We start from the raw sequence: 19,192 nt of genomic DNA on the forward strand, positions 1-19,192 counted from the left end.
GTAGGCAAATTCAGATGGTTGTACTCTATCCCACCTGCGGCTATCCCCTTATTGAGGTCGGACGTCATGTTCCCGTTGGCATCATAGGTATATTCCGTTGCGGTATTTGCCCCGTCCTTAAAACCATAGGAGTCGTTGCCGTTGTCCAACACTTTGGTCAGCTTGTTACCATTGTCATAGCTATAGACCAGGGCGTCCATATTTCCAAAGAGCGTTGCACTGGCATTGGTATGCCCTTGCCTTTGTAAAGATAGGATATTTCCGTTCTTGTCATACGCCATACCGCCCAGCTTGTAGCGGTTTGCATTGTCCGTTGCTGAGCTTATACGGTTAAGGGCATCATAACCATATCTATACCAGCGGTTTGTATTATCGTTTGCCGTTATCCACTCGGTTTCGGCGATATTGCCGTTATAGAGCCTATTGGCCCCGTGGTCCGCGGTGTTGTAATTGATACCAAAGGCAAAGAGGTCTGTCCCCAAACTATTGGGGTCGTTGATCTGTTTTAACCACCCCCTAACGTTATAGGCATAGTCCACCGTCTGTAGGCCACCGCCCACCTTTTTGCGCTGCAGCTGCCCCAGTCCGTCATAACCATTTTCCACAAGGGTCTCTTCCCTACCCCCGTTTATGGTCTGCTTGTGGGCCAGCAGCCTGCCCACATGGTCGTAGGTAAAACGGTCATCGGTGGTTATGGGGGCATTGCCCGCTTTGGTGTGCACCGTTCTGGTCCTTTTGGCCTTTCCGGTGAAGTTAAGCTCCGTCTCCACAACCTCCAGGGTGTTCAGGTAATCGTTCTTGGTGGCTGTATAGATGGGCCTTCCCTTGCGGTCGTACAGCGTAATGGTGGTGATCCACTTGTCGGTCCCCAATACCCGTACCTTGCTCCCCGTGGACAACCCTTGCGCACTGGTTGCCAATAACTGTCCCAACACGCTTCCCGTAGGGAGGGCAATGCCGGCATGGTCAAAATTGTAATTGTCGTAATAGTTTATGGTGTGCAGTTCCTCTACCCTGTTCGGAAAGGCGTTATTGGTGTAATATACCTGTGTACCCGCCAAAGTTATAGGTACGTTACTGCTGGTTTCGTACTGGTTGCTTGTTCTATTGCCCGTTCTTTGTACGCCTTCCCTTTCCCCGGGGAAATTGCCGGTCATCCCCGTATAGGCCACGCGCCCAAAGATGTCGTACTTGCTAAAGAGCCACTCATTGTTGGCACGCTGTATCGCATCTTGGGTCATCACGGAACGGTCCCCTTTGTTATACACTAGGTACTCCCATCCCTTGCCGGGGATCTTCTTTTCCACGAGTCGGTTCCTATCGTCGTATCTGTACTGGTAGCAGAGTTCGGCCAGTTCGGTGGCCAATACCCCGTTGGAGGTATCCACCTTGGGCGGCAGCACATAGCTAAGGTTGCCGTAACGATCGTATACGTAATAGGTATCGTGGGGCACTTGGCCGTTATAGGTACGTTTAAGTACGGTACGTCCCTGTTTGTCGGTGAACTCCTCCATGCTGTGGTCCTTGCCGCTGGTATGGTTCTCGTCATAGGTAACGGTCTTGTACAGTTGTCCGGCCCTATAGTGTCCGGCCCAGTTTAATGTTGGGGTTACGTTATGTTCTCCCGATAGGTAGGCCTCGAAGAGGCGTACCTCCCCGTTGGTGTTGGTTTTGTAACGGGTCTCTATGCCATGGCCCCCGCCCAGTTGCCAGTCCTTCCCCGGGGCGGCCTGCTCCACCGTTCGGTTCAGGGGCGAGGCCTCGTAGCCCGTTTGGGAATACGGGTTTACGGTCTGGGCGGACATACCGCTAAAGTCCTCCGGGTACCATTGCCGGTAATAGTTTTGGGTGTTTGCCCGTACATCGCCCCTATAGCTGCCGTTAATACCGCCCTGTTCCACATAGGGCAGCCACTGCTTGTCTTGCCTGCCATGGGCATCGTAACCGATATGGGTAACAAGGTCCCTACTTTCCGGGGAGGCCGCTATGGCCAGCTCCTGCATGGGGCGCCCCAGCCCATCGTAATAGGTAATGGAGCGGATATGCCTTTCGGGGGCCGGGTCGGTAGGACCGCCGGTACGGTCAATCTCCGTTATGGTCACCGGCTTTTGGGGTACCGTTACGTGTATGTAGTTCTTGTCCGAGGCCCCTTCCTGGGCCATTAGGGTGCCTGTCCATAGGTACAGCAACACCATCACCAAACTATATTCTTTGCTTATCATACTGTTCATTTTTTAATCCGTTTATTGGTGTGGGGCATTGGTACCTGTGTTATAGGTGCCGTTTTTGTTTCTTGTGGGTCTGGTACTTCTTCTGCTGCAACGTCCTGTAAAATAATATCGGCCATCCAACACCTTGGTCTTCCCAGTCCTGTTGTCCGTTATGATACATTTTACCCGGTCGCTGCGGTTTTTACAGTCCAAATAAATAATATGGTCCTTTTTAGTGGTCAACACCCTAGAGGAACCATCTACATACCACTTATAGCTATAGTGTCCGGAACCGTTGAGCGAACCTACGGAAAGCCGGTATTGTTGATAGTATCGGTTGGAGTTTATGGTAGACTTTACATACTTGCCCGACAGGGAAGGGGCATTGCCCACCAAAAGGGTCTTGGTTACGGTACGGGTAGCTCCAGTACGGGTGTCGGTAATCTTACAACTAACGGTGTTGGTACCATAATAATCGTAGGTCATGGTAAGCCAAAAAGATCGGGGACTACCGGTATAGGTTCTCCATCGGCCCGCTACTTTCCATGCATAGCTATAACTGCCAGACCCACCTGCCGGACTGATGCTGAACGTGGCCTTACCATTTACATTTACCTTGGCAGGGGCTGCTATAGTAACGGGCCTTAAGGGATCGTATACGTAAACCGTCTTGGTGCGGTCCTTGTACTGACCTGTATAACTGTCCTTCACCCTGAATTTGACCGTATAGGTACCATTCGCATAAAAAGATTTGCTAAAGCTACTTCCCGTACCGGATTGCCGGACATTGTTGATGTACCACTCGTACCTACGGCTCCCGGAACCACCACCTATTCCGCTGGTAGTAAAACCAATACTAGTACCTTCGGTGATATAGGTCTTGTTGTTGTATAGGTTAGGAACGGTCAGGGGACTATAGGCATAAATTGTCGTTGCCACTTCTTTATAATGACCGGTTATACTATTATCGATTACCCTGAATTTGACCGTATAGGTACCATTGGCATAAAAAGATTTGCTAAAGCTACTGCCCGTACCGGATTGCCGGGCATTATTGATATACCACTCGTACCTACGGCTCCCGGAACCACCGCCTATACCGCCAGTTGTGAAATTAATGCTAGTACCTCGTACAATACGCGTACTATTCGCATTTAGGCTTGGCGTACCCAAGGCGTTATAACTGTGTATGGTCTTTACACCCTCCTTATAATGGTTGGGGACTTGGTTGTCCGTAACCCGGAATTTTATGGTATAGGTACCTGTGCCCGATGGGGTGTGGTTAAAGCTGGTACCGGTGGCAGATTGCCTTGTTCCATTAACGTACCAAGAATAACTTCTGTTACCCGAACCACCACTGATGTTGGAAGCGGTAAAATTTATTCGCGTTCCCCTTAAAGCAGCCACCCTACTAGAAGTGATATTTGGAGTGGCCAGTGCGGGACCAACAGTTACGGAATCCTCTTTTGTAATGGTCTTGTTGTTTACTCTATCATACACGGTTACGGATACGTTGGAGGTACCGGCATTTGCAAAAGAGTGTGTTATGCTAGGGCCTGCTCCTGGAACGGAGCGCCCGTTCACCTTCCAACTGTAGCTAAAACTACCAGAACCACCCTGCGCGGCCACGGCCAATTGTGCTGCCGACCCTTGTACCACGGAACCGGGCACCGACATGCTTATTGAAAATGGGTTGGAACCGTTGTAATTGTAATCGTACTTTTTGATCACTTTCTGGTTATGGTCGGCTACATACCCCAATCGGTTAAATTCATCATGGTGATAGGTAGTAACAAGGCCCTTAGGGTCTGTAATACTGGTAACGCCCACAAGTGGATCGTAGGTATAGGTAGTAACCAGGGCCATGGGCATGGACTCCCTTAAACTGGTAAAGGCAAATCTTAGATTGGCCTCATCGCTGGGTGAGTCTTCGGCATTGGACAATACCTCCACATATTCCATCCGTGTTCGCATTGTAGGAGTAATGTCCACGTCCTTCAATCCTTCGATCTTGGCTGTGGGTAAACTGCTGTTATATCCCCAGATGTAACGCACTGTGGTTCCATCTGGTCGCAATAACTTGGTTAGATTTCCTAAATCGTCATAAGAGACAAAATCTATTCGTTTAGTAAGGTCATCCCTTCCTTTGGCTTGGAGCACTTCCTTTTTCCAATACTTGCCATTACCATAATCCCCAAACCTGAACAAGGTCTGGGAAAGGAGGTCCTCGCCATTATAGGTACGGGTGTGTACCGGTTCAGTTATTCGGTTCTGACTTACCAAATTGGCCATAAAGGGCATGGAACTTATCCCCATATCACTATCAAAGGGGTAGTAAACTTCCTGTCTTAAGGGCCTATTATCCATAGAGTTATCGGTGATAATGGCCCTGGGGAAATAATGCTGCCCCTCATAGGTATTAGACCGTGTGGTCTTTACAACCTGGTCCCCAAAATAATTATGGGTCGTGGTTTTGGTCAACAACGCTTTCTTCCCGAACAGGCTGTACTTATAATAATGAGGGATATTTTTGGAAGCATAGTAAATTTTCCAGGTATCCACAGCAGAGACGGGAATGGTCTCATAATCATAAAATAGCTGCTTTACCTTCTTATTGGAGTTATCATAGACCAGTTCTTCTTTGACATTACCGTTTAAATGTTCAAAACTATCAGGCGGGACCCCCAGATAAAATACCTCGCCGTAACTTACGAACGCATTCCTGCCCCTACCGCCAATACCTTTGGAATAGTTATCATAACCGTAAGTATAGGTGTTACCTATAAATCTTGTATAGGGTGCATTTTTTGTATTATAGTAGAAACTTTCGCGCCTTCCATTGTTCGAACCAGTGGGGGACACCGTTTTTTCGGTAACCTTGGAATAACCGATATGACTTCCTTTCGCGGAAAAACTGTTCACCAACATATTGGATGAATGCAGGTTTATGTTGGAGGCGTTATAGCCCTCTGGCGTATAATCAAAGTAACCCGACTTGGAATGGTAGATCAAATCGTCCATCAGCACACCGGAAGACATTCGAATTCCATAGCGTTCTTGCGTATAATCGTACTCCTTTTTGGTAAGTAACTCATTATTTGCCCCATAATTGGTTATGCTTTTTACCCGGGCCCCACCTACCAAATACTCCCTTAATGGTGGAAATTGGGGTATTGGCGGATTGTCGTATACGGCTATGTTCTTGTCGGAGGTACTAATGGCTACCACCCCGCCCAAGTTGCGCTGGGAGTTGTCATAGCCGGGTGAGCTAACGGTATAGCTTCCGTTTGGCAGTCTTACGCTGCCTTCCAACTTTATCCATTGCCCTTGGGTATTGGGCACAAATCTATACGCCAGTACGTTTCCAAAATCGTTTTTGGCATAGTATTTTTGTCCGGTTTGCGTGTTGGTGAAGGTAAAAATGGGTTGGTTCTCCGCAGAATCGCAATTCATAACGCAAGTAAGCTTTATGGACACTTTTACGTTTTTATCGAAAGGCAGGTTCTCCGCTCCACTGAGCGTAAATTTACCATCGGTTATTTTAACACTTGTAGCTGCCCTGGCCCTTTCCAGATATTGATAGGTGTATTTGTAATCCGTGGAATTGTTATAGCTGGCAAGCGTGGATTCTGGTACTTCCACTGTGGCCTTGTGACCCTCATATTCCAGTAATGAATACCCTTGTGTGGGATAAGTGATCTTTTTTAAAAGACCGATTTTCCCAAAGGTAAAATCGCTGCTTTTATTGGCCCCGTGATAAATAAAGAACCGCTCTTCGAATTTCGCCGGACTTCTCCATACGTAGCGCCCAAAAGAAGGGATTCTTAGATTGTATTGTTCGTGCTTATTTGAGATCCCATTATAATAGCCCCAAAAATCCTCCGATGGCGAATCTTTTGCAGGGAGGGCATCAGGTTGTTCGTAATCAAAAGTATACTCTTGGTCCTGTACCAAGACCTTATCCAGTTTTAATCGGATATAGCGTTCTTTTTCTGGGTGATTTAGTTTCGGTCCGTTGAAATAGGAATGGAACAAACGGGCATACCTAACGATAGCTCCGTCCGAGTTTTTTACGGTTACCGAAGTTAGTTTTCGTTGTTTGGTACCCAAATTGGGGAGGGCTTGGGGGGTTGAAGGCGCCACCACATCCCTATGGGATTCCCAATTGTAAAGATCCTTCCTATCGCTAAGCTCAAAGATCACTTCCCCAAAATCACCTTGGATACCGCTGAGGTATTTCGTTTTCATTACCGAAATACTACAATCAACGTTGACTAAACCACGGTAGTTCAAATCAAAGACCACCGGGTTTAGATCGGCATTCGGATTTACGCTATAGGAATGTGAATAACTGGGATAGGTAAAATGTATTCCGTTTTCGTACGTAAAATGAAGTGTACGCCCGGTCGGGGAAACAACACGGTCTAAGTGCCACGCCATAGTGGAATTACTCACCTTTTGCCGATCCATGACCTGGCCCACCATCTTTCTTATAATATGTTCCGTAGCCGTCCCGGAAGTACCGCTGTAAGGAGTGGGTTGAAACCTGAACGGATCGGAAACCTCCCTGCTATTAAAAAAATAATGAAACCCACCTGAATCAACGATCTCGAAGGCCAATGTATTTTTATCGAATTTAACGATCAGCTCTTTGTTGTTGTGGTTAATGGCCTGTATTACCGTATTGTTTCCGGCCTTTGGCAGCGTAAACATATAAGAACCACCAAACAGGTTTGCGGTAAAAAGATCGGGCTCCACATCTATTTGCCTGTTATGCTTATGGGCACTAAGTAGCTGAATGGAATCTGATTTGGATAATAGATATCCTGTTCCGGGATCCTGATCCGGGATGATGGGCGAATAGATATATCCCATACTGTTATTACGGTTCAGAATATCGTCAAAACCATTGATCTTTCTACTGATAATGGCGTTGGCGGACATGTTCCAACCCAAACCTACCGAAGTAGCTTCCTGGGATACTCTAATGCCCGATGAGTTGTAGGCAAGATTTATGGGAATCTTTAACCCTTCAAAATCCAGGGTGTAGATAGGAATGGCAATATTGGAGGTTCCAGTGTATTTCCCCACCGGTAAATCGCCGAACCTTCCAAGTTCTGCCACCTCCGGACTAGAAGGTATGCGCTCGGTATAGTACGATGGGTTGTCAAAGGCAAAATCCTGCACTTGGCCGCTTGCCAAAATTCCACTGGTAAGTGCACTTAGCATAAGTAGGTTAAATCTTTTCATTTTACTCCATTATTTAGTGTTCTGGATGCCCCTTGGGAAACTATTCCCTAACGGAACATCTTGTTATAGTTCCACGTACTGTAACACAATACAGCTATGGTTTGTTTGTGCAACCCGCCAGCTAATATGGTTACACTCTTGCAGTCAATTGCTGCAGGGCAAAAATGTTAGGTTATAGGGACCCTATTTGTAATGTTGTCTCACTTCTTTCCAATAGGGGTTGTAAGAAGAATTTTTACGTACGATCCTTGGGAAATGTCCTTTTTTTTGTTTTAAAAGGTATCACCAAAGTTTCATGCTTAAATCATTAAAAAGCACATTTTGCTTTCCAAGATTTGATGTCAGCGATAGGCCAACAGATTTATTTGTGGGAGTTTTTTATAAATCAAAGGTTAATGGGCACTATAGATGACCAACAGGAGGCATATTGGCCTTGTCCCGTTTGCATCCTTCCTTTTTTGAATTACCTTGCATCTTGGCAATAGCACCGCTATTCACCTGTCCTTTTTTAGAGACCAGTGTGCCACTAAGATTGAGAAAATTGATAAAAAAAGGAATACGTGTCACAGATAAAATTTCCCGTGATTCTTTTTTTTCGGGATAACATAACCCCAAGCGCTTTGCGCTTTTAATCGTAGTCTGCATAATTTGTAGGTTTAAAACAAGACCTGGGGTAAGCGGTCCGTTTTGTTATTTTAACATGAATAACAATGCGAAATAAAGCATAAATTTTTTAATATTAAAATTAATTTTCGTTTTTTTGTATCTTATAAATCCTACTTTGTATGAGGTATAAATATGATGTACCTTATAATAATACTTGGTATAATCTGTTATACTAAGACCCGAATCTTAACTTAACCAATCCGAGAACATGGCATGTTATAGGAAAAGATTACCCGCGCTCAACCTTCAGGAGACGCTAATTGTACTTGCAATTATTGGCATTTTGCTATTATTGGCCTTGCCCAATCTAATGCCCCTGATATCCAAAGCAAAAAGTATTGAGGCACAAACACAGCTAAAGGCCCTGTACAACGCCGAAACTACATATCGGTATATGTACAGTAAATTCAGTGCCGATTTTAACGAACTGGATTTTGTACCGCCAAAAACCGTAAAGGACAACGGTACCGCCAACTATCAATACCAAATCATAAGTGCCGACCACGCCACTTTTAGGGCAAGGGCCGAGGCCGTAACCGATTTTGATGGTGATGGTATCCTCAACGTTTGGGAAATTGATCAAGAAGGTAACCCTAAACAAACGGTAAAGGACTGATGGTTCTTATTAAAATATTGGTAGTACTCAATTGTGGTGCCATCGCCCTTCAAGATTTTAAGGAGCGTGCGGTAATGGCATTTCTGTTTCCGACAGTAGGCATATTACTGGCAATTAACTACTTATACAATGCTACCTGGAACGTTTATTTATTGTTCGTTGGGATAAACGTTCTTTTGGTAAGTCTAATACTATTTCTCTTGTACCTCTATACCAAATGGGTAATCCGTAAACCTTTTTTAAACGTGAGCTTCGGCCTGGGAGATCTCTTTTTTTTCTATGCCCTTGCCCTAGGATTCCCTACCGTAACCTTTATTTTACTTTTTGTAGGGGCACTGTTGTTTTCCCTGTTGGTATTGCTATTTGCAAAAATGAACAATAACATGGATACGGTACCCTTGGCCGGACTCATGGGTCTCTTTTTAATGGGGATATTGATTTTAAGTTTTTTCCCTAACGTTCCATCGCTATACATACTATAACATGAGGCAAAATACGTATCAAATACCCAATGCGCTGCAACAACGGATCACTTCCGAACAGGCCTTCCATTATAGGATTGTTCCGGTAGCCGATACAGGGACCGAAATTAAATTTAAAACCGATAGCGATGCTTTGGATCAGCTCTTATCGGAACTACAGATTGTACTGGACACTTCCGTAACCCTAGAGCAATGTCGGAAAGAAGAATTGCAAAAGTACCTCACCGCCAACTACAGGCAGCAGACAAATAATAGTGAACAACAGCTGCACTACACGGCAGATTTTTTAGAAAAAATATTGGTCAACGCCAAGAATATTGGGAGTAGCGATATACATTTTGAACCCTATGAAAAAAGATGTCGGATACGTTTTAGACTAGACGGTAAGCTCTTGGAACAGTTCAATATTCCCCTGGAAGAATACCCTACCATTATCAATAAAATAAAAATAAAGGCCAATTTGGATATTTCCGAGAAAAGGCTGCCTCAAGATGGCCGTATTACGTCGAATACCCAGGGCAACGAATTTGATATCCGGGTTTCCTCCCTCCCTACCCTGCACGGGGAAAAATTGGTGCTTCGACTCCTTAACAAAGATACCGGAGCCATAGATTTGGAACGTATGGGCTTTACCAGAAAAGAACTGGCCCGCTATAAGGAAGGCATACGAAAACCCAACGGAATTGTACTCATATCCGGACCTACAGGGTCTGGAAAAACAACCACCTTATACGCTACCTTAAAACTTTTGAATAGTGGGGAAACCAATATCCTCACTATTGAAGACCCCATAGAATATACCTTGGAGGGTGTTAACCAAGTGCAACTGAAAGAAAGTATCGGGTTAGATTTTGCCAGTTCCCTACGTACATTTTTACGCCAAGATCCGGATATTATCATGGTAGGGGAAATACGAGACGTTAAAACGGCCAACATGGCCATAAGGGCGGCCCTAACCGGGCATTTGGTACTCTCTACCATACATACAAACTCGGCCTGGGCCACCATTTCCCGACTTATAGATATGGGCGTGCCCTCCTTTCTAATTGCCAGTACCCTAAACATGAGCGTTGCCCAAAGGCTGGTGCGTAAACTGTGTGATCATTGCAAGGAGAAGCAGGTCTTGGATCTTACCCTTTTTCCAGAAAATTTTGTACCCCCTAAAGACCTTACACATTATCATGCAGCAATTGGTTGCAATCATTGCCACCATACGGGCTATGATGGAAGAAAAGCCATTTACGAAATTTTGCCCATTACCAAGAACCTCAGTAATTCCATTAAAAACAATATACTGGAAATAGACAACTATCTGAAAGAAAACCAAATCGACACCCTAAAACAGAACGCCATAAACTTAATAAGGGAAGGTACTACCTCCATAACGGAAGTGTATCCCCTATTAACGGAATAACTTATGAAAAACCTACTTACCATGTTATTGCTTCTGGCAGTACTAGCTCTTAATGGGCAAGAAACCAGCAGAATACAGAACATTAGAAACAATCTAGAATTACTGGCACAAGACAATTTGGGCCTTGGCGAAAACCTAAAGTTAGAAATTAACGTTACCAACGTAACCTTACCCAACTTTTTGATCGCCGTCTCCAAAGTGCATAAGCTTAACCTAAATGTTTCACCGGATATAAACAACATTACCATTGTAAATAATTTTGCAGACGTATCGGTTCTGGATCTACTTGTTTTCCTGTGTAAAGAATACCGGTTGGATATTGATTTTACCGGAAGTATACTTTCCGTTAAAAAATACCAGGAAGTCCCACCCGAAATTCAGGAAAAAGAAATTCAGCTTAGCTATAACCCCACCAATGACCTTATTTCTTTGGACTTAACGAACGATCCCTTGGGAAAGGTTTTTAGAAAAATCATGGATGTTTCCGGGGAAAATCTGCTGTTCTCACACGGTATGGAAAACCGGCCCTTAAACCTTTACTTAACCAATGTTCCTTTTGATAAGGCGATGGAAAAACTAGCGGTAATGAACACGCTGTCTTTTTCCAAATCCAGAGATGGTTTTTATCTCTTCAATGCATTGGCCAACGATGATGATAAAGGCAGAATGCGCAGAACCTCTTTGGGCAATGGTTTAAACTATAAGGTGTTGGATACGGTTACTGGCCTACTGAACGTAGATTTTGGAAATACGCCCATTGCACAAATTATACATGAATTAAGTATAGATCTGGATTTGGACGTTTATACGGCCGCACCCCTTCACGAGGCCGGAAACGTTACTTTCAATGCCAAGAATATTTATTTTGATGATCTTTTGGAACATATTTTTGAAGGGGGCGAACAAGGAACAACCCCATTTCAAAACACCTCCCAAAATAATAGCTCCCTAGGGGCTCGGCAAAGTGGAAATGTAGGTGCCCAGCCTCCAAGTACGGCATCGCACTTTACCTTTAAAAAGGAAAATAACATTTACTTTTTTGGTACTACAGACCAACTAAGTGTCCGTAAAGTAGAAATTGTACAGATGATGCACCGTTCTATTGAGTTGCTTAGCGATCCATCCTCCTTTTCGGGGGGCTACCGATCGGCAGGAAGGACGGAAACCGCCAATATCAATTACGTTGGCAGCAATGGCGCACAAAACAATTTTCAGGGCAACCAGCAGGGTTATTCCTCCAACAGAAGGACCGTAAGAACCCAAACCGATAATTTTGGATCGTTCCAAAGCGGGGCCGAAGCCCTGGTCAATATTCTACCGGACGAGATAAAATCGGACCTCGATATTAAGGTCGATTTTGAACTAAACAGTTTTTTTGTAAGTGGCCCCTCGGCCAAAATCAATAGGTTTAAAAAATTCATCAAAGAGATCGATAAACCCGTACCCGTAATTCTTATAGAGGTTATGATCATTGAAGTGCGCAAAACCGCTACCGTGGAAACCGGTATCAGTTGGGGTATTGGGGAAGAAGCCAGGGAAACCCAGGGAAAATTATTTCCCTCAACGGACCTAACACTAGGAGCGAAAACGGTAAATAAAATTATTGGTGGTTTCGATGGTTTTGGGTCATTTAATATTGGTAGGGTGGTCCCGGAGTTTTTTGCCACCATTAAAGCCATGGAGGCCAATGGCAATATAAAAATACGGTCCACACCAAAACTATCTACCCTTAACGGACATAGGGCAAATTTATCTATTGGGGAAACTACCTATTACGTAATAACCAACCAGAATTTTTTTGGCTCTCAAAATCCCATACCATCGGAAGTACGTAACTATGCACCTATTGATGCCGAACTGGCAGTAAGTATAAAACCGTTAGTATCCGGTAATGGACAGGTTACTTTGGATATTAATGTAATACAATCCGATTTTAGCGGGGAACGTATAGAGGATGAAGCCCCACCCGGGCTTACCTCGCGCGAGTTTAGCTCTATTATTCGAATGCAGAATCAGGATTTGGCCATTTTAGGTGGATTGGAAGAAAAATTAAAGAACGATTCCGGTAGTGGTGTACCCTTTTTAGCCCGTGTACCCGTAATAAAATGGTTGTTTAGCGAGCGTAAGCGAGAGGATAGTAAGCAAAAACTAACCATTCTAATAAAACCAACGGTAATCTATTGATGTTTTCCAAGATAGGGACATACATAAAAGAAGGTCATCGTTATGCCGCCCTGGAAATACAGGAATCGGTTGGGGAAGAGCGTTATTTTTTCTTGGGATTGGAGCAGAAAAAGGGCGAACTGCATCTAGCCAATGCGATAGCGCCAAAAACCTTGGACGAGCTTAAAGAAACACTTAAAAAGGGCACTCCCCTATTCCTAACGATCAATACAACCCAGGTATTGACAAAAATTACAGATACAACCGGTACCTCCAATCCCGATGCAGTAGTAAACCATGCCTTTCCCAACTTGGATATGGATAGCTTTTACTATGAAGTGATTCAACAATCAAAAAGTGCCGTAGTCAGTATTGCAAAAAAGGCATACATCGATGGTGTTTTGGAACGTTTTAATGACTTGGGTATATCAATTTTTCAATTTTCCCTAGGCATTTCCAAATTTGAAAGCCTTATCCCCCATCTCGATGAAAGTCCCGTTTATTTTTCCAATTTTAAGGTCGATATTGCCGATAGGCAGATCAATGAAATTACACCAATAATTAACGAGGAAGGCCATTATTCCGTTAATGGACTTAAGGTATCCAACACCAATATATTGGGCCTTGCCAGTATTGTTGGTCATATTACAAGCCAAACAAACGCATCCAATTTTAAGGATGAAATAGCGGCATTGAAAAACGATTATGTAAACAAACGTATTTTTAATCTAGGTCTGCGCACTGCTTTGGGTGTGCTATTGACCGTATTGCTGATCAATTTCTTTGTTTTTGACCACTATTATAAGAAGGTAGCTACCATGAATGCAACCCTGACCGCCAGCAGGGCCAATAAAGAACGTTTAAGCAGCTTAAATACGGTAGTAATGGAAAAAAGGGAACGCATGGCTACGCTAACCTCCTTATCGGGTTCTAAAACCTCTTATTATTTAGACGAATTAGGAAAAGGGGTCCCCACAGCTATTCTTCTAAAAAAAATTGATTACCAACCACTTACCAAACCCTTACGCGCGTCTAAACCGGTATCGTTATATAAAGGAACTATTCTGGTTTCGGGCATGTGCAACGACCACGAGGCCTTTTCGGAATGGGTAGAAACACTAGAAAAATATGATTGGATACAACAGGTAGAAACCATGGACTATGACTATGTGTCAAAATCAGCTTCTAACTTCTCCATCAAAATTAAGCTCCATGAAAAGTAGTACCAAAAACAAAATATTGATAGCAGGGGTTTTACTGGGCTTTTTCCTAAGCTACAAACTGTCTTTGGAAAAAACATTGGATTTAAGAAAAACTTCCAAAACCCTGGTTGCTGAGACCAAGGGCTTAAAGGATCTCCCCAGGCAATTCCATATTTTATCCCAAGAGGAAAAACATTACGATTCGCTAATGCAAAAAATGGCCCTAAAAAATACCTCTGTACAAAACAATCTGTTGCGGGTTATTAACCAAGAAGCCCAGCGACATAACATTAAGGTATTGGATTTTAACGAACCCCATGTTCATAAAAAGGAAGCCAACATCATTAATACCTTCTCCTTGGAATTGCAGGGTGCTTATACTAATATTTTAAAGACCATGCACACCTTGGAACAAAAGGGTAATTTTGGAGAAATAGTACATGTAGGGCTAGAAAAGAAGAAAAATTACAAGAACAACCAGGCCTACCTAACAGCTACCCTTCTAATTCAACAGGCAAGGTAAGTGACAACCTCTTATTTTCTAACAAGTACAGCCTTGCTCAATGGTAGCTATCAAATGGTCTTTTGAAGAAAAGCTATACTTTTAGTGTAAAATAATGATCCAAAATTTTAGAGATATCCGCTCTGTTATCCGTTTTTACCTTTTCTTTTTTAAGAAACTGTTCCATGCTTTTAGCATGCTCCCCGAAAAGGCTTAAAAACGCTTTTTTCTTTTTAGGGATTTCCTTCAAGGCCGAAAACTCAGTGTTCTTTTCCTGAAAATAAAACTTAGTCCGCCCAGCAATGAATTTCCCGTATTTTGATTGTTCATAATGGGTTTTGGTTTCTTGGGGCCTCACATAAATTATTTGTTCTTTCATGTAAAGTGCGTACTGATCTGTATCTCTCATTTCCTCGAAAAAAGTAGTTTTTAACTTCCCGTTGTCATCTGTATATTCCCGAGTTACATAGATCTTATTAGAACCATCGAGTAACTCAATGAAATAATTGTTAGACTCTGACAAAGACATGATTTTGGAATCGGTTCTTTTAACTTCAATGGTGTTTTCCACTACATTGAATCGCACCAAATGCGTTTTTTTTGAACGATTAATTTTAGCAGGAACAAACGCTTCATTGAGATAACGACTACCTTCAGAATTATCATATTCTACGTTCTTATTAACAAAACCGGCCAGCTCCATATCTGCCTGGCGACTTCCTGTATCAATCTGTGCCCACATGGGTAGACTTAATAAACAAAAAAGAATGGCGAACAGCTTTTTCATTGACATATAATTTGAAGTAACAATTTAAGAACTAGTAATTTAGTTTTTTTTTAAGCACCATGAAACTAATTAACACTTTTCAAGTTAAAATAATGTGGTATACGATTTAATTCGCCATTTGATTTTGACGAAGGAACTGGGAAGGCGTAATTCCGGATAGTTGTTTAAAAACCCTATTAAAGGTGTTTTTATTGTTAAATCCACAGTCAAATGCGATTGCCAAAATAGTTAAATTTTCATGTTGCGGATCAATCAATCTTTCTTTAACCTCTTTATACCTATACTCATTAACAAATTCATAAAAGCTTTTTCCCAATGCCACATTTAATACCTGCGAAATAACATAATTAGGTTTATCCACGACGGTGGAAAGCTTTTGTAGGGTAAGCTCAGAATTTAAATAAGGTTTGTTCAAATCCATGAACTCAATTAGCTCATTTAGGTGCTTTACCATATCCGAATGGCTCATTTTGGAAGTTACATATCTGTTATCCGAATAATTTAAAAAAACCTGTGAAAATATCTTGTTGTTCTTAATTGCGAACAAAACAATAAGCACTATAAAAACAGTACAAGATAACATGGTAACGTAGTACACTTCTTGCTGGATTTCTCCATAAGCAATGTAAACAGCAATTGCCAAAAAATCTACTAACCAGAAAATAAAGAAGCCGTTACTTAATTTAATAAGCCAGTTATACTTTTTGGATAACGACTTATTTGTGTTATACGCCTGATGCATTTTGAGAATTTTAACCGAATAGGCTACATAGGCCAAGCTTAAAGATATCTGAGCAATTAAAAAGATAGCGGTTTCCAGAGTCAAAATTTGTATTGGCAAGGCTGCCAGCGACTTTAAAAAGGTAATCTTATCCGTGGTACCCAAAAAATAGAAGGGACTAAGAAATAACACTGCAAGAATGAAAGGCAATAGGTGCAACAGACCTGTCCATTTAAACTGATATCTGTTTAATGTTGATTTTACATAAAACATGTATGCTGGGCCTATTAACATTAAAAATGGAAGGGATATATTAACCAAATGTGGCAGTTTATGGTATATGTTGGATTGAATCAATATATAATTAAAAAGATTTAACGTCACTATTGCAATCAGGAGGGTCAAAAAATAAACAGATGTTGTTTTTTGCTTGTTCGCCAGCAATATGTACATAAGGAAAATACCCTGTAGCGTCCCAAAAAGAAGAATGGCCGTCCAAAAATTAAAGGTGATGTTAAATAAGTCTTCCATTTCTATTCATAATTATAATAAAACTACAAATTAAAAATAGTAGGATACTTTCTAACCGCCATGATAAGAAATTAGTCATTCTAAATTAATAGATACTTCAAAATCATTCTCTAAAAATACTTTAGCCAATAGGAAAGCTAAAACTTAATTTATGAAAGGAGTAAATATACTTAGAGTAGCGCTTAAAACGAACGGTTTTTTTTCGTTATTCAGTGCTTTATTGGCAATACTATTGAGTACCAAAGTAAATGCCGTTAATGAAATGACCAACGGGCAACCAGTAAATTTTGCAATACAAATGGTTGTATTTGGCGCAATAGTCCTATTCGCAGGGTATAGTAAAAAGGTATTTAAAGTACTTGTTTGGGTTATTATCGGTATGGACATTCTCTATGTTATGTTAACTTCATTTAATCTGGCAGTTGCAGAAAATTTGAGCCCTAGCGGATTTGCGCTAATCCTGTTTACCACTTTTTTGGTCCTGATATTTGCCGTTTTTCAAATGGTTGGTATCATCAAACATTCAAAATCATTTCAAACAAACCCGTAATGGAAGTACTTACACGTCTTTTAGTTATCATCTTTTCACTATTTATCTTCCAGTCATATAGCCAACCCAAGACCGGGGTTACCTTGCCTCAGACATCGCAAATTACGTTGAGTTCTGAATATGGACAAGAATATAAAATTTACATCAGCCTACCACCTGGCTATGATGATTCAAACAAATCATATCCTGTAATCTATGTTTTAGATGCGGATTTAACTTTTGGTATTGTTTATAACACCAGGGTACTAATGTCCTACGGTGAGGAAATTCCCGAGGTAATTTTGGTAGGTATTGCTTACAAGGAAGGTTTTGAAAATATCCATAACCGCAGATTTAGGGATTTTACACCTACTCGCCGGAATGAAAACGAAATTGAGCAGTTAACAGGAATCCGTGGAATAAATAATTCTGGGGGAGCCCATAACTTTTTGGACTTTATTCAGCATACGGTTAAAAACTACATTCAAAATAGTTTACGCATTAATACGAATGATGAAACATTGGTAGGGTATTCCCTTAGCGGATTATTTGCGACATATGTTGCAAGTTTGGAGGAAAAGCACTTTAACAAATACTTAATTGCAAGTCCCTCCTTATGGTGGTTTGGGGAGGACTTACCTAGTTTTTCATTAACTGATACGGGGCTGCAAATTTACTTGTCGATCGGATCTAAGGAAAATCCGGATGCCATGCTAAATCCCTGGAAAAAAATTCAGTCGCAATTAAAATCTGCCAACATAAAGATTTATTCAGAAATATTGGATAAAGATACCCATGTAACGGCCTTTAATAAGGCCTTTCCCAATGGGATAAGAACTCTATTCAATGACAAAATGCAGCAATAAACCAATAACAACATCATGAAAACAACACTAATTGAAAAAATAGTAATCGCAACATTTGTAATATTTGGACAACTTGCTTGCTTTGGTCAGTCGATGGATGTTCTCGTTGATATAAGGCCAGATATTATAAAGAAAGAAGGCAGTTTTGAAACCGGTTTTTCCATTAGGGAAGAAAGAGGGGAAAAAATTCTTGATCAATGTTACCAAGCTCATGGCTGGGGTAAAATTGAAAATCTAAAGACGCTTTCGGCAATTTATTATGATGATTGGTCATCTGCTCCGGAATCTCTAAAGGCATTTAATAATTGGCCTAACGAAAACCAGAAAGTAAGGCACGATTTTTACGCTTTTAAATTGGGTTTTTCCAAAGTGCAGTTATTAAATGGTCCAAGCAAAAATGAAATCTGGGGTGTAGATAATAAGGTTCCATATAAAAAGATAAATAATCGTTTAAAATTGATAGATGATTTAAATATGATTCCTACATTGGTTGGTAAGGAATATTTTATGCAGCTCCCCTATTGGATTACCAAAGTACCATTGGTTAATTATGTTAAGGACACCATCGTCAATACCAAAACATATCATCTCGTTTATGGCACCTGGAAGTCACCTAAAGCGAACAAGGATTTTGATCAATATGTTTATTGGATCAACAGTAAAACAAAATTTTTGGAAGTTGTTCAATATACGGTTAGAGCTGTTGCCCCGGGGGCCTATGGATTTGTAGTATTCGATGACTTTAAAACTAGAGAGGGGATAACTATTCCTTTTATTCACAGGTTGGGTTACCTCCCCACCAGGGAAGGTATAATTCATGAAATGAAGTTTAATTCATTTGAATTTAACCCCAAGGACGTAAAAGACAATGAAATAAGGGTGCTTGGTAACTGAGGTATTTTGTATTAATGCTCTTTACTGGTATTCTTTAGGTAAGTGTAAATAAAAGTGCATTGCCTTCCATTCTTTGTGCCAGTTGTCCCCGGCACCTGAACTACCATCACAGGATTACCTGCGGTTTTCCTGATAGCACTCCCCTTTGCAAATACAAACTTGCATTGCTAACGCAATGGCGTTTGTTGTTCCCTGGAAAAGGTCGAAGCAAGCTTCACTTTTCCGGAAAACAACAAACCCTGCAACTTTCGTTGCAGGGTTTGTGCTTGTAGTGATCGCGACAGGATTCGAACCTGTGACCGTCTGCTTAGAAGGCAGATGCTCTATCCAGCTGAGCTACGCGACCGGCCTGTAAGGCA

The 19,192-nt window shown here is 41.9% G+C and carries 14 protein-coding genes and 1 tRNA gene; 9 read left to right on the plus strand and 6 right to left on the minus strand.

Annotation, left to right across the window (positions count from 1 at the left end; all coding sequences use genetic code 11):
* From ACEQ81_RS16570 to ACEQ81_RS16580, 3 genes are all read right to left on the minus strand, one after another.
* Positions 1 to 2,222 (minus strand): DUF6443 domain-containing protein (locus ACEQ81_RS16570; RefSeq protein WP_411032038.1); only part of this gene is annotated, 2,222 nt, incomplete at its 3' end.
* A 21-nt stretch (positions 2,223 to 2,243) separates the two neighbouring features.
* Positions 2,244 to 7,460, minus strand: a complete 5,217-nt coding sequence (locus ACEQ81_RS16575; RefSeq protein ID WP_411032039.1) for a PKD domain-containing protein — start codon at positions 7,458 to 7,460, stop codon at positions 2,244 to 2,246.
* A gap of 402 nt (positions 7,461 to 7,862) precedes the next feature.
* Positions 7,863 to 8,105, minus strand: a complete 243-nt coding sequence (locus ACEQ81_RS16580; protein WP_411032040.1) for a hypothetical protein — start codon at positions 8,103 to 8,105, stop codon at positions 7,863 to 7,865.
* 229 nt (positions 8,106 to 8,334) lie between these two features.
* On the opposite strand from ACEQ81_RS16580, the gene ACEQ81_RS16585 reads away from it, so the two are divergent.
* The 6 genes from ACEQ81_RS16585 to ACEQ81_RS16610 are packed head-to-tail and all read left to right on the plus strand — an operon-like array spanning position 8,335 to position 14,526.
* Complete coding sequence (locus tag ACEQ81_RS16585) at positions 8,335 to 8,742, plus strand: hypothetical protein (protein WP_411032041.1); 408 nt, start codon at positions 8,335 to 8,337, stop codon at positions 8,740 to 8,742.
* Complete coding sequence (locus ACEQ81_RS16590; RefSeq protein ID WP_411032042.1) at positions 8,742 to 9,224, plus strand: hypothetical protein; 483 nt, start codon at positions 8,742 to 8,744, stop codon at positions 9,222 to 9,224. The genes ACEQ81_RS16585 and ACEQ81_RS16590 overlap by 1 nt, the downstream gene beginning before the upstream one ends.
* A gap of 1 nt (position 9,225) precedes the next feature.
* Positions 9,226 to 10,638, plus strand: coding sequence for a GspE/PulE family protein (locus ACEQ81_RS16595; RefSeq protein WP_411032043.1), 1,413 nt, complete (start codon positions 9,226 to 9,228; stop codon positions 10,636 to 10,638).
* A 3-nt stretch (positions 10,639 to 10,641) separates the two neighbouring features.
* Entirely contained in the window at positions 10,642 to 12,822 is a 2,181-nt protein-coding gene (locus tag ACEQ81_RS16600; RefSeq protein WP_411032044.1) for a type II secretion system protein GspD, read from the plus strand.
* Positions 12,822 to 14,024: a hypothetical protein gene (locus tag ACEQ81_RS16605; RefSeq protein WP_411032045.1), complete on the plus strand. Its 1,203-nt coding sequence runs from the start codon at positions 12,822 to 12,824 to the stop codon at positions 14,022 to 14,024. The genes ACEQ81_RS16600 and ACEQ81_RS16605 overlap by 1 nt, the downstream gene beginning before the upstream one ends.
* A complete protein-coding gene (locus tag ACEQ81_RS16610; protein WP_411032046.1) occupies positions 14,014 to 14,526 on the plus strand; it encodes a hypothetical protein in 513 nt (170 codons plus the stop codon). The genes ACEQ81_RS16605 and ACEQ81_RS16610 overlap by 11 nt, the downstream gene beginning before the upstream one ends.
* A gap of 73 nt (positions 14,527 to 14,599) precedes the next feature.
* On the opposite strand, the gene ACEQ81_RS16615 is transcribed toward ACEQ81_RS16610, so the two are convergent.
* Both ACEQ81_RS16615 and ACEQ81_RS16620 read right to left on the minus strand, forming a co-directional pair.
* On the minus strand, positions 14,600 to 15,292 hold the full coding sequence (locus tag ACEQ81_RS16615) for a hypothetical protein (protein ID WP_411032047.1): 693 nt from the start codon (positions 15,290 to 15,292) through the stop codon (positions 14,600 to 14,602).
* A gap of 106 nt (positions 15,293 to 15,398) precedes the next feature.
* The gene (locus ACEQ81_RS16620) at positions 15,399 to 16,544 is read right to left on the minus strand and encodes a helix-turn-helix domain-containing protein (RefSeq protein WP_411032048.1); all 1,146 of its coding nucleotides are present in this window, start codon (positions 16,542 to 16,544) and stop codon (positions 15,399 to 15,401) included.
* Positions 16,545 to 16,695: 151 nt separating this feature from the next.
* On the opposite strand from ACEQ81_RS16620, the gene ACEQ81_RS16625 reads away from it, so the two are divergent.
* The 3 genes from ACEQ81_RS16625 to ACEQ81_RS16635 are packed head-to-tail and all read left to right on the plus strand — an operon-like array spanning position 16,696 to position 18,833.
* A complete protein-coding gene (locus ACEQ81_RS16625; RefSeq protein WP_411032049.1) occupies positions 16,696 to 17,094 on the plus strand; it encodes a hypothetical protein in 399 nt (132 codons plus the stop codon).
* Positions 17,094 to 17,939 carry an alpha/beta hydrolase gene (locus ACEQ81_RS16630; protein WP_411032050.1) on the plus strand — a complete coding sequence of 282 codons (846 nt, stop codon included), beginning with the start codon at positions 17,094 to 17,096 and terminating at the stop codon, positions 17,937 to 17,939. The genes ACEQ81_RS16625 and ACEQ81_RS16630 overlap by 1 nt, the downstream gene beginning before the upstream one ends.
* 15 nt (positions 17,940 to 17,954) lie before the next feature.
* The gene (locus tag ACEQ81_RS16635) at positions 17,955 to 18,833 is read left to right on the plus strand and encodes a DUF6503 family protein (protein ID WP_411032051.1); all 879 of its coding nucleotides are present in this window, start codon (positions 17,955 to 17,957) and stop codon (positions 18,831 to 18,833) included.
* Between the two features lie 272 nt (positions 18,834 to 19,105).
* On the opposite strand, the gene ACEQ81_RS16640 is transcribed toward ACEQ81_RS16635, so the two are convergent.
* Positions 19,106 to 19,179: transfer RNA gene (locus tag ACEQ81_RS16640), tRNA-Arg, on the minus strand.
* Positions 19,180 to 19,192 lie beyond the last annotated feature (13 nt).

Source organism: Spongiimicrobium sp. 3-5 (genome assembly GCF_046557915.1).
Lineage (GTDB): Bacteria > Bacteroidota > Bacteroidia > Flavobacteriales > Flavobacteriaceae > JBHEBG01.

What these genes read in the sequence shown, in the direction of transcription:
- ACEQ81_RS16575 (WP_411032039.1), bottom strand. Translation starts at nt 7,460, where the DNA reads ATGAAAAGATTTAACCTACTTATGCTAAGTGCACTTACCAGTGGAATT.
- ACEQ81_RS16580 (WP_411032040.1), bottom strand. Translation starts at nt 8,105, where the DNA reads ATGCAGACTACGATTAAAAGCGCAAAGCGCTTGGGGTTATGTTATCCC.
- ACEQ81_RS16585 (WP_411032041.1), top strand. Translation starts at nt 8,335, where the DNA reads ATGGCATGTTATAGGAAAAGATTACCCGCGCTCAACCTTCAGGAGACG.
- ACEQ81_RS16590 (WP_411032042.1), top strand. Translation starts at nt 8,742, where the DNA reads ATGGTTCTTATTAAAATATTGGTAGTACTCAATTGTGGTGCCATCGCC.
- ACEQ81_RS16595 (WP_411032043.1), top strand. Translation starts at nt 9,226, where the DNA reads ATGAGGCAAAATACGTATCAAATACCCAATGCGCTGCAACAACGGATC.
- ACEQ81_RS16600 (WP_411032044.1), top strand. Translation starts at nt 10,642, where the DNA reads ATGAAAAACCTACTTACCATGTTATTGCTTCTGGCAGTACTAGCTCTT.
- ACEQ81_RS16605 (WP_411032045.1), top strand. Translation starts at nt 12,822, where the DNA reads ATGTTTTCCAAGATAGGGACATACATAAAAGAAGGTCATCGTTATGCC.
- ACEQ81_RS16610 (WP_411032046.1), top strand. Translation starts at nt 14,014, where the DNA reads ATGAAAAGTAGTACCAAAAACAAAATATTGATAGCAGGGGTTTTACTG.
- ACEQ81_RS16615 (WP_411032047.1), bottom strand. Translation starts at nt 15,292, where the DNA reads ATGAAAAAGCTGTTCGCCATTCTTTTTTGTTTATTAAGTCTACCCATG.
- ACEQ81_RS16620 (WP_411032048.1), bottom strand. Translation starts at nt 16,544, where the DNA reads ATGGAAGACTTATTTAACATCACCTTTAATTTTTGGACGGCCATTCTT.
- ACEQ81_RS16625 (WP_411032049.1), top strand. Translation starts at nt 16,696, where the DNA reads ATGAAAGGAGTAAATATACTTAGAGTAGCGCTTAAAACGAACGGTTTT.
- ACEQ81_RS16630 (WP_411032050.1), top strand. Translation starts at nt 17,094, where the DNA reads ATGGAAGTACTTACACGTCTTTTAGTTATCATCTTTTCACTATTTATC.
- ACEQ81_RS16635 (WP_411032051.1), top strand. Translation starts at nt 17,955, where the DNA reads ATGAAAACAACACTAATTGAAAAAATAGTAATCGCAACATTTGTAATA.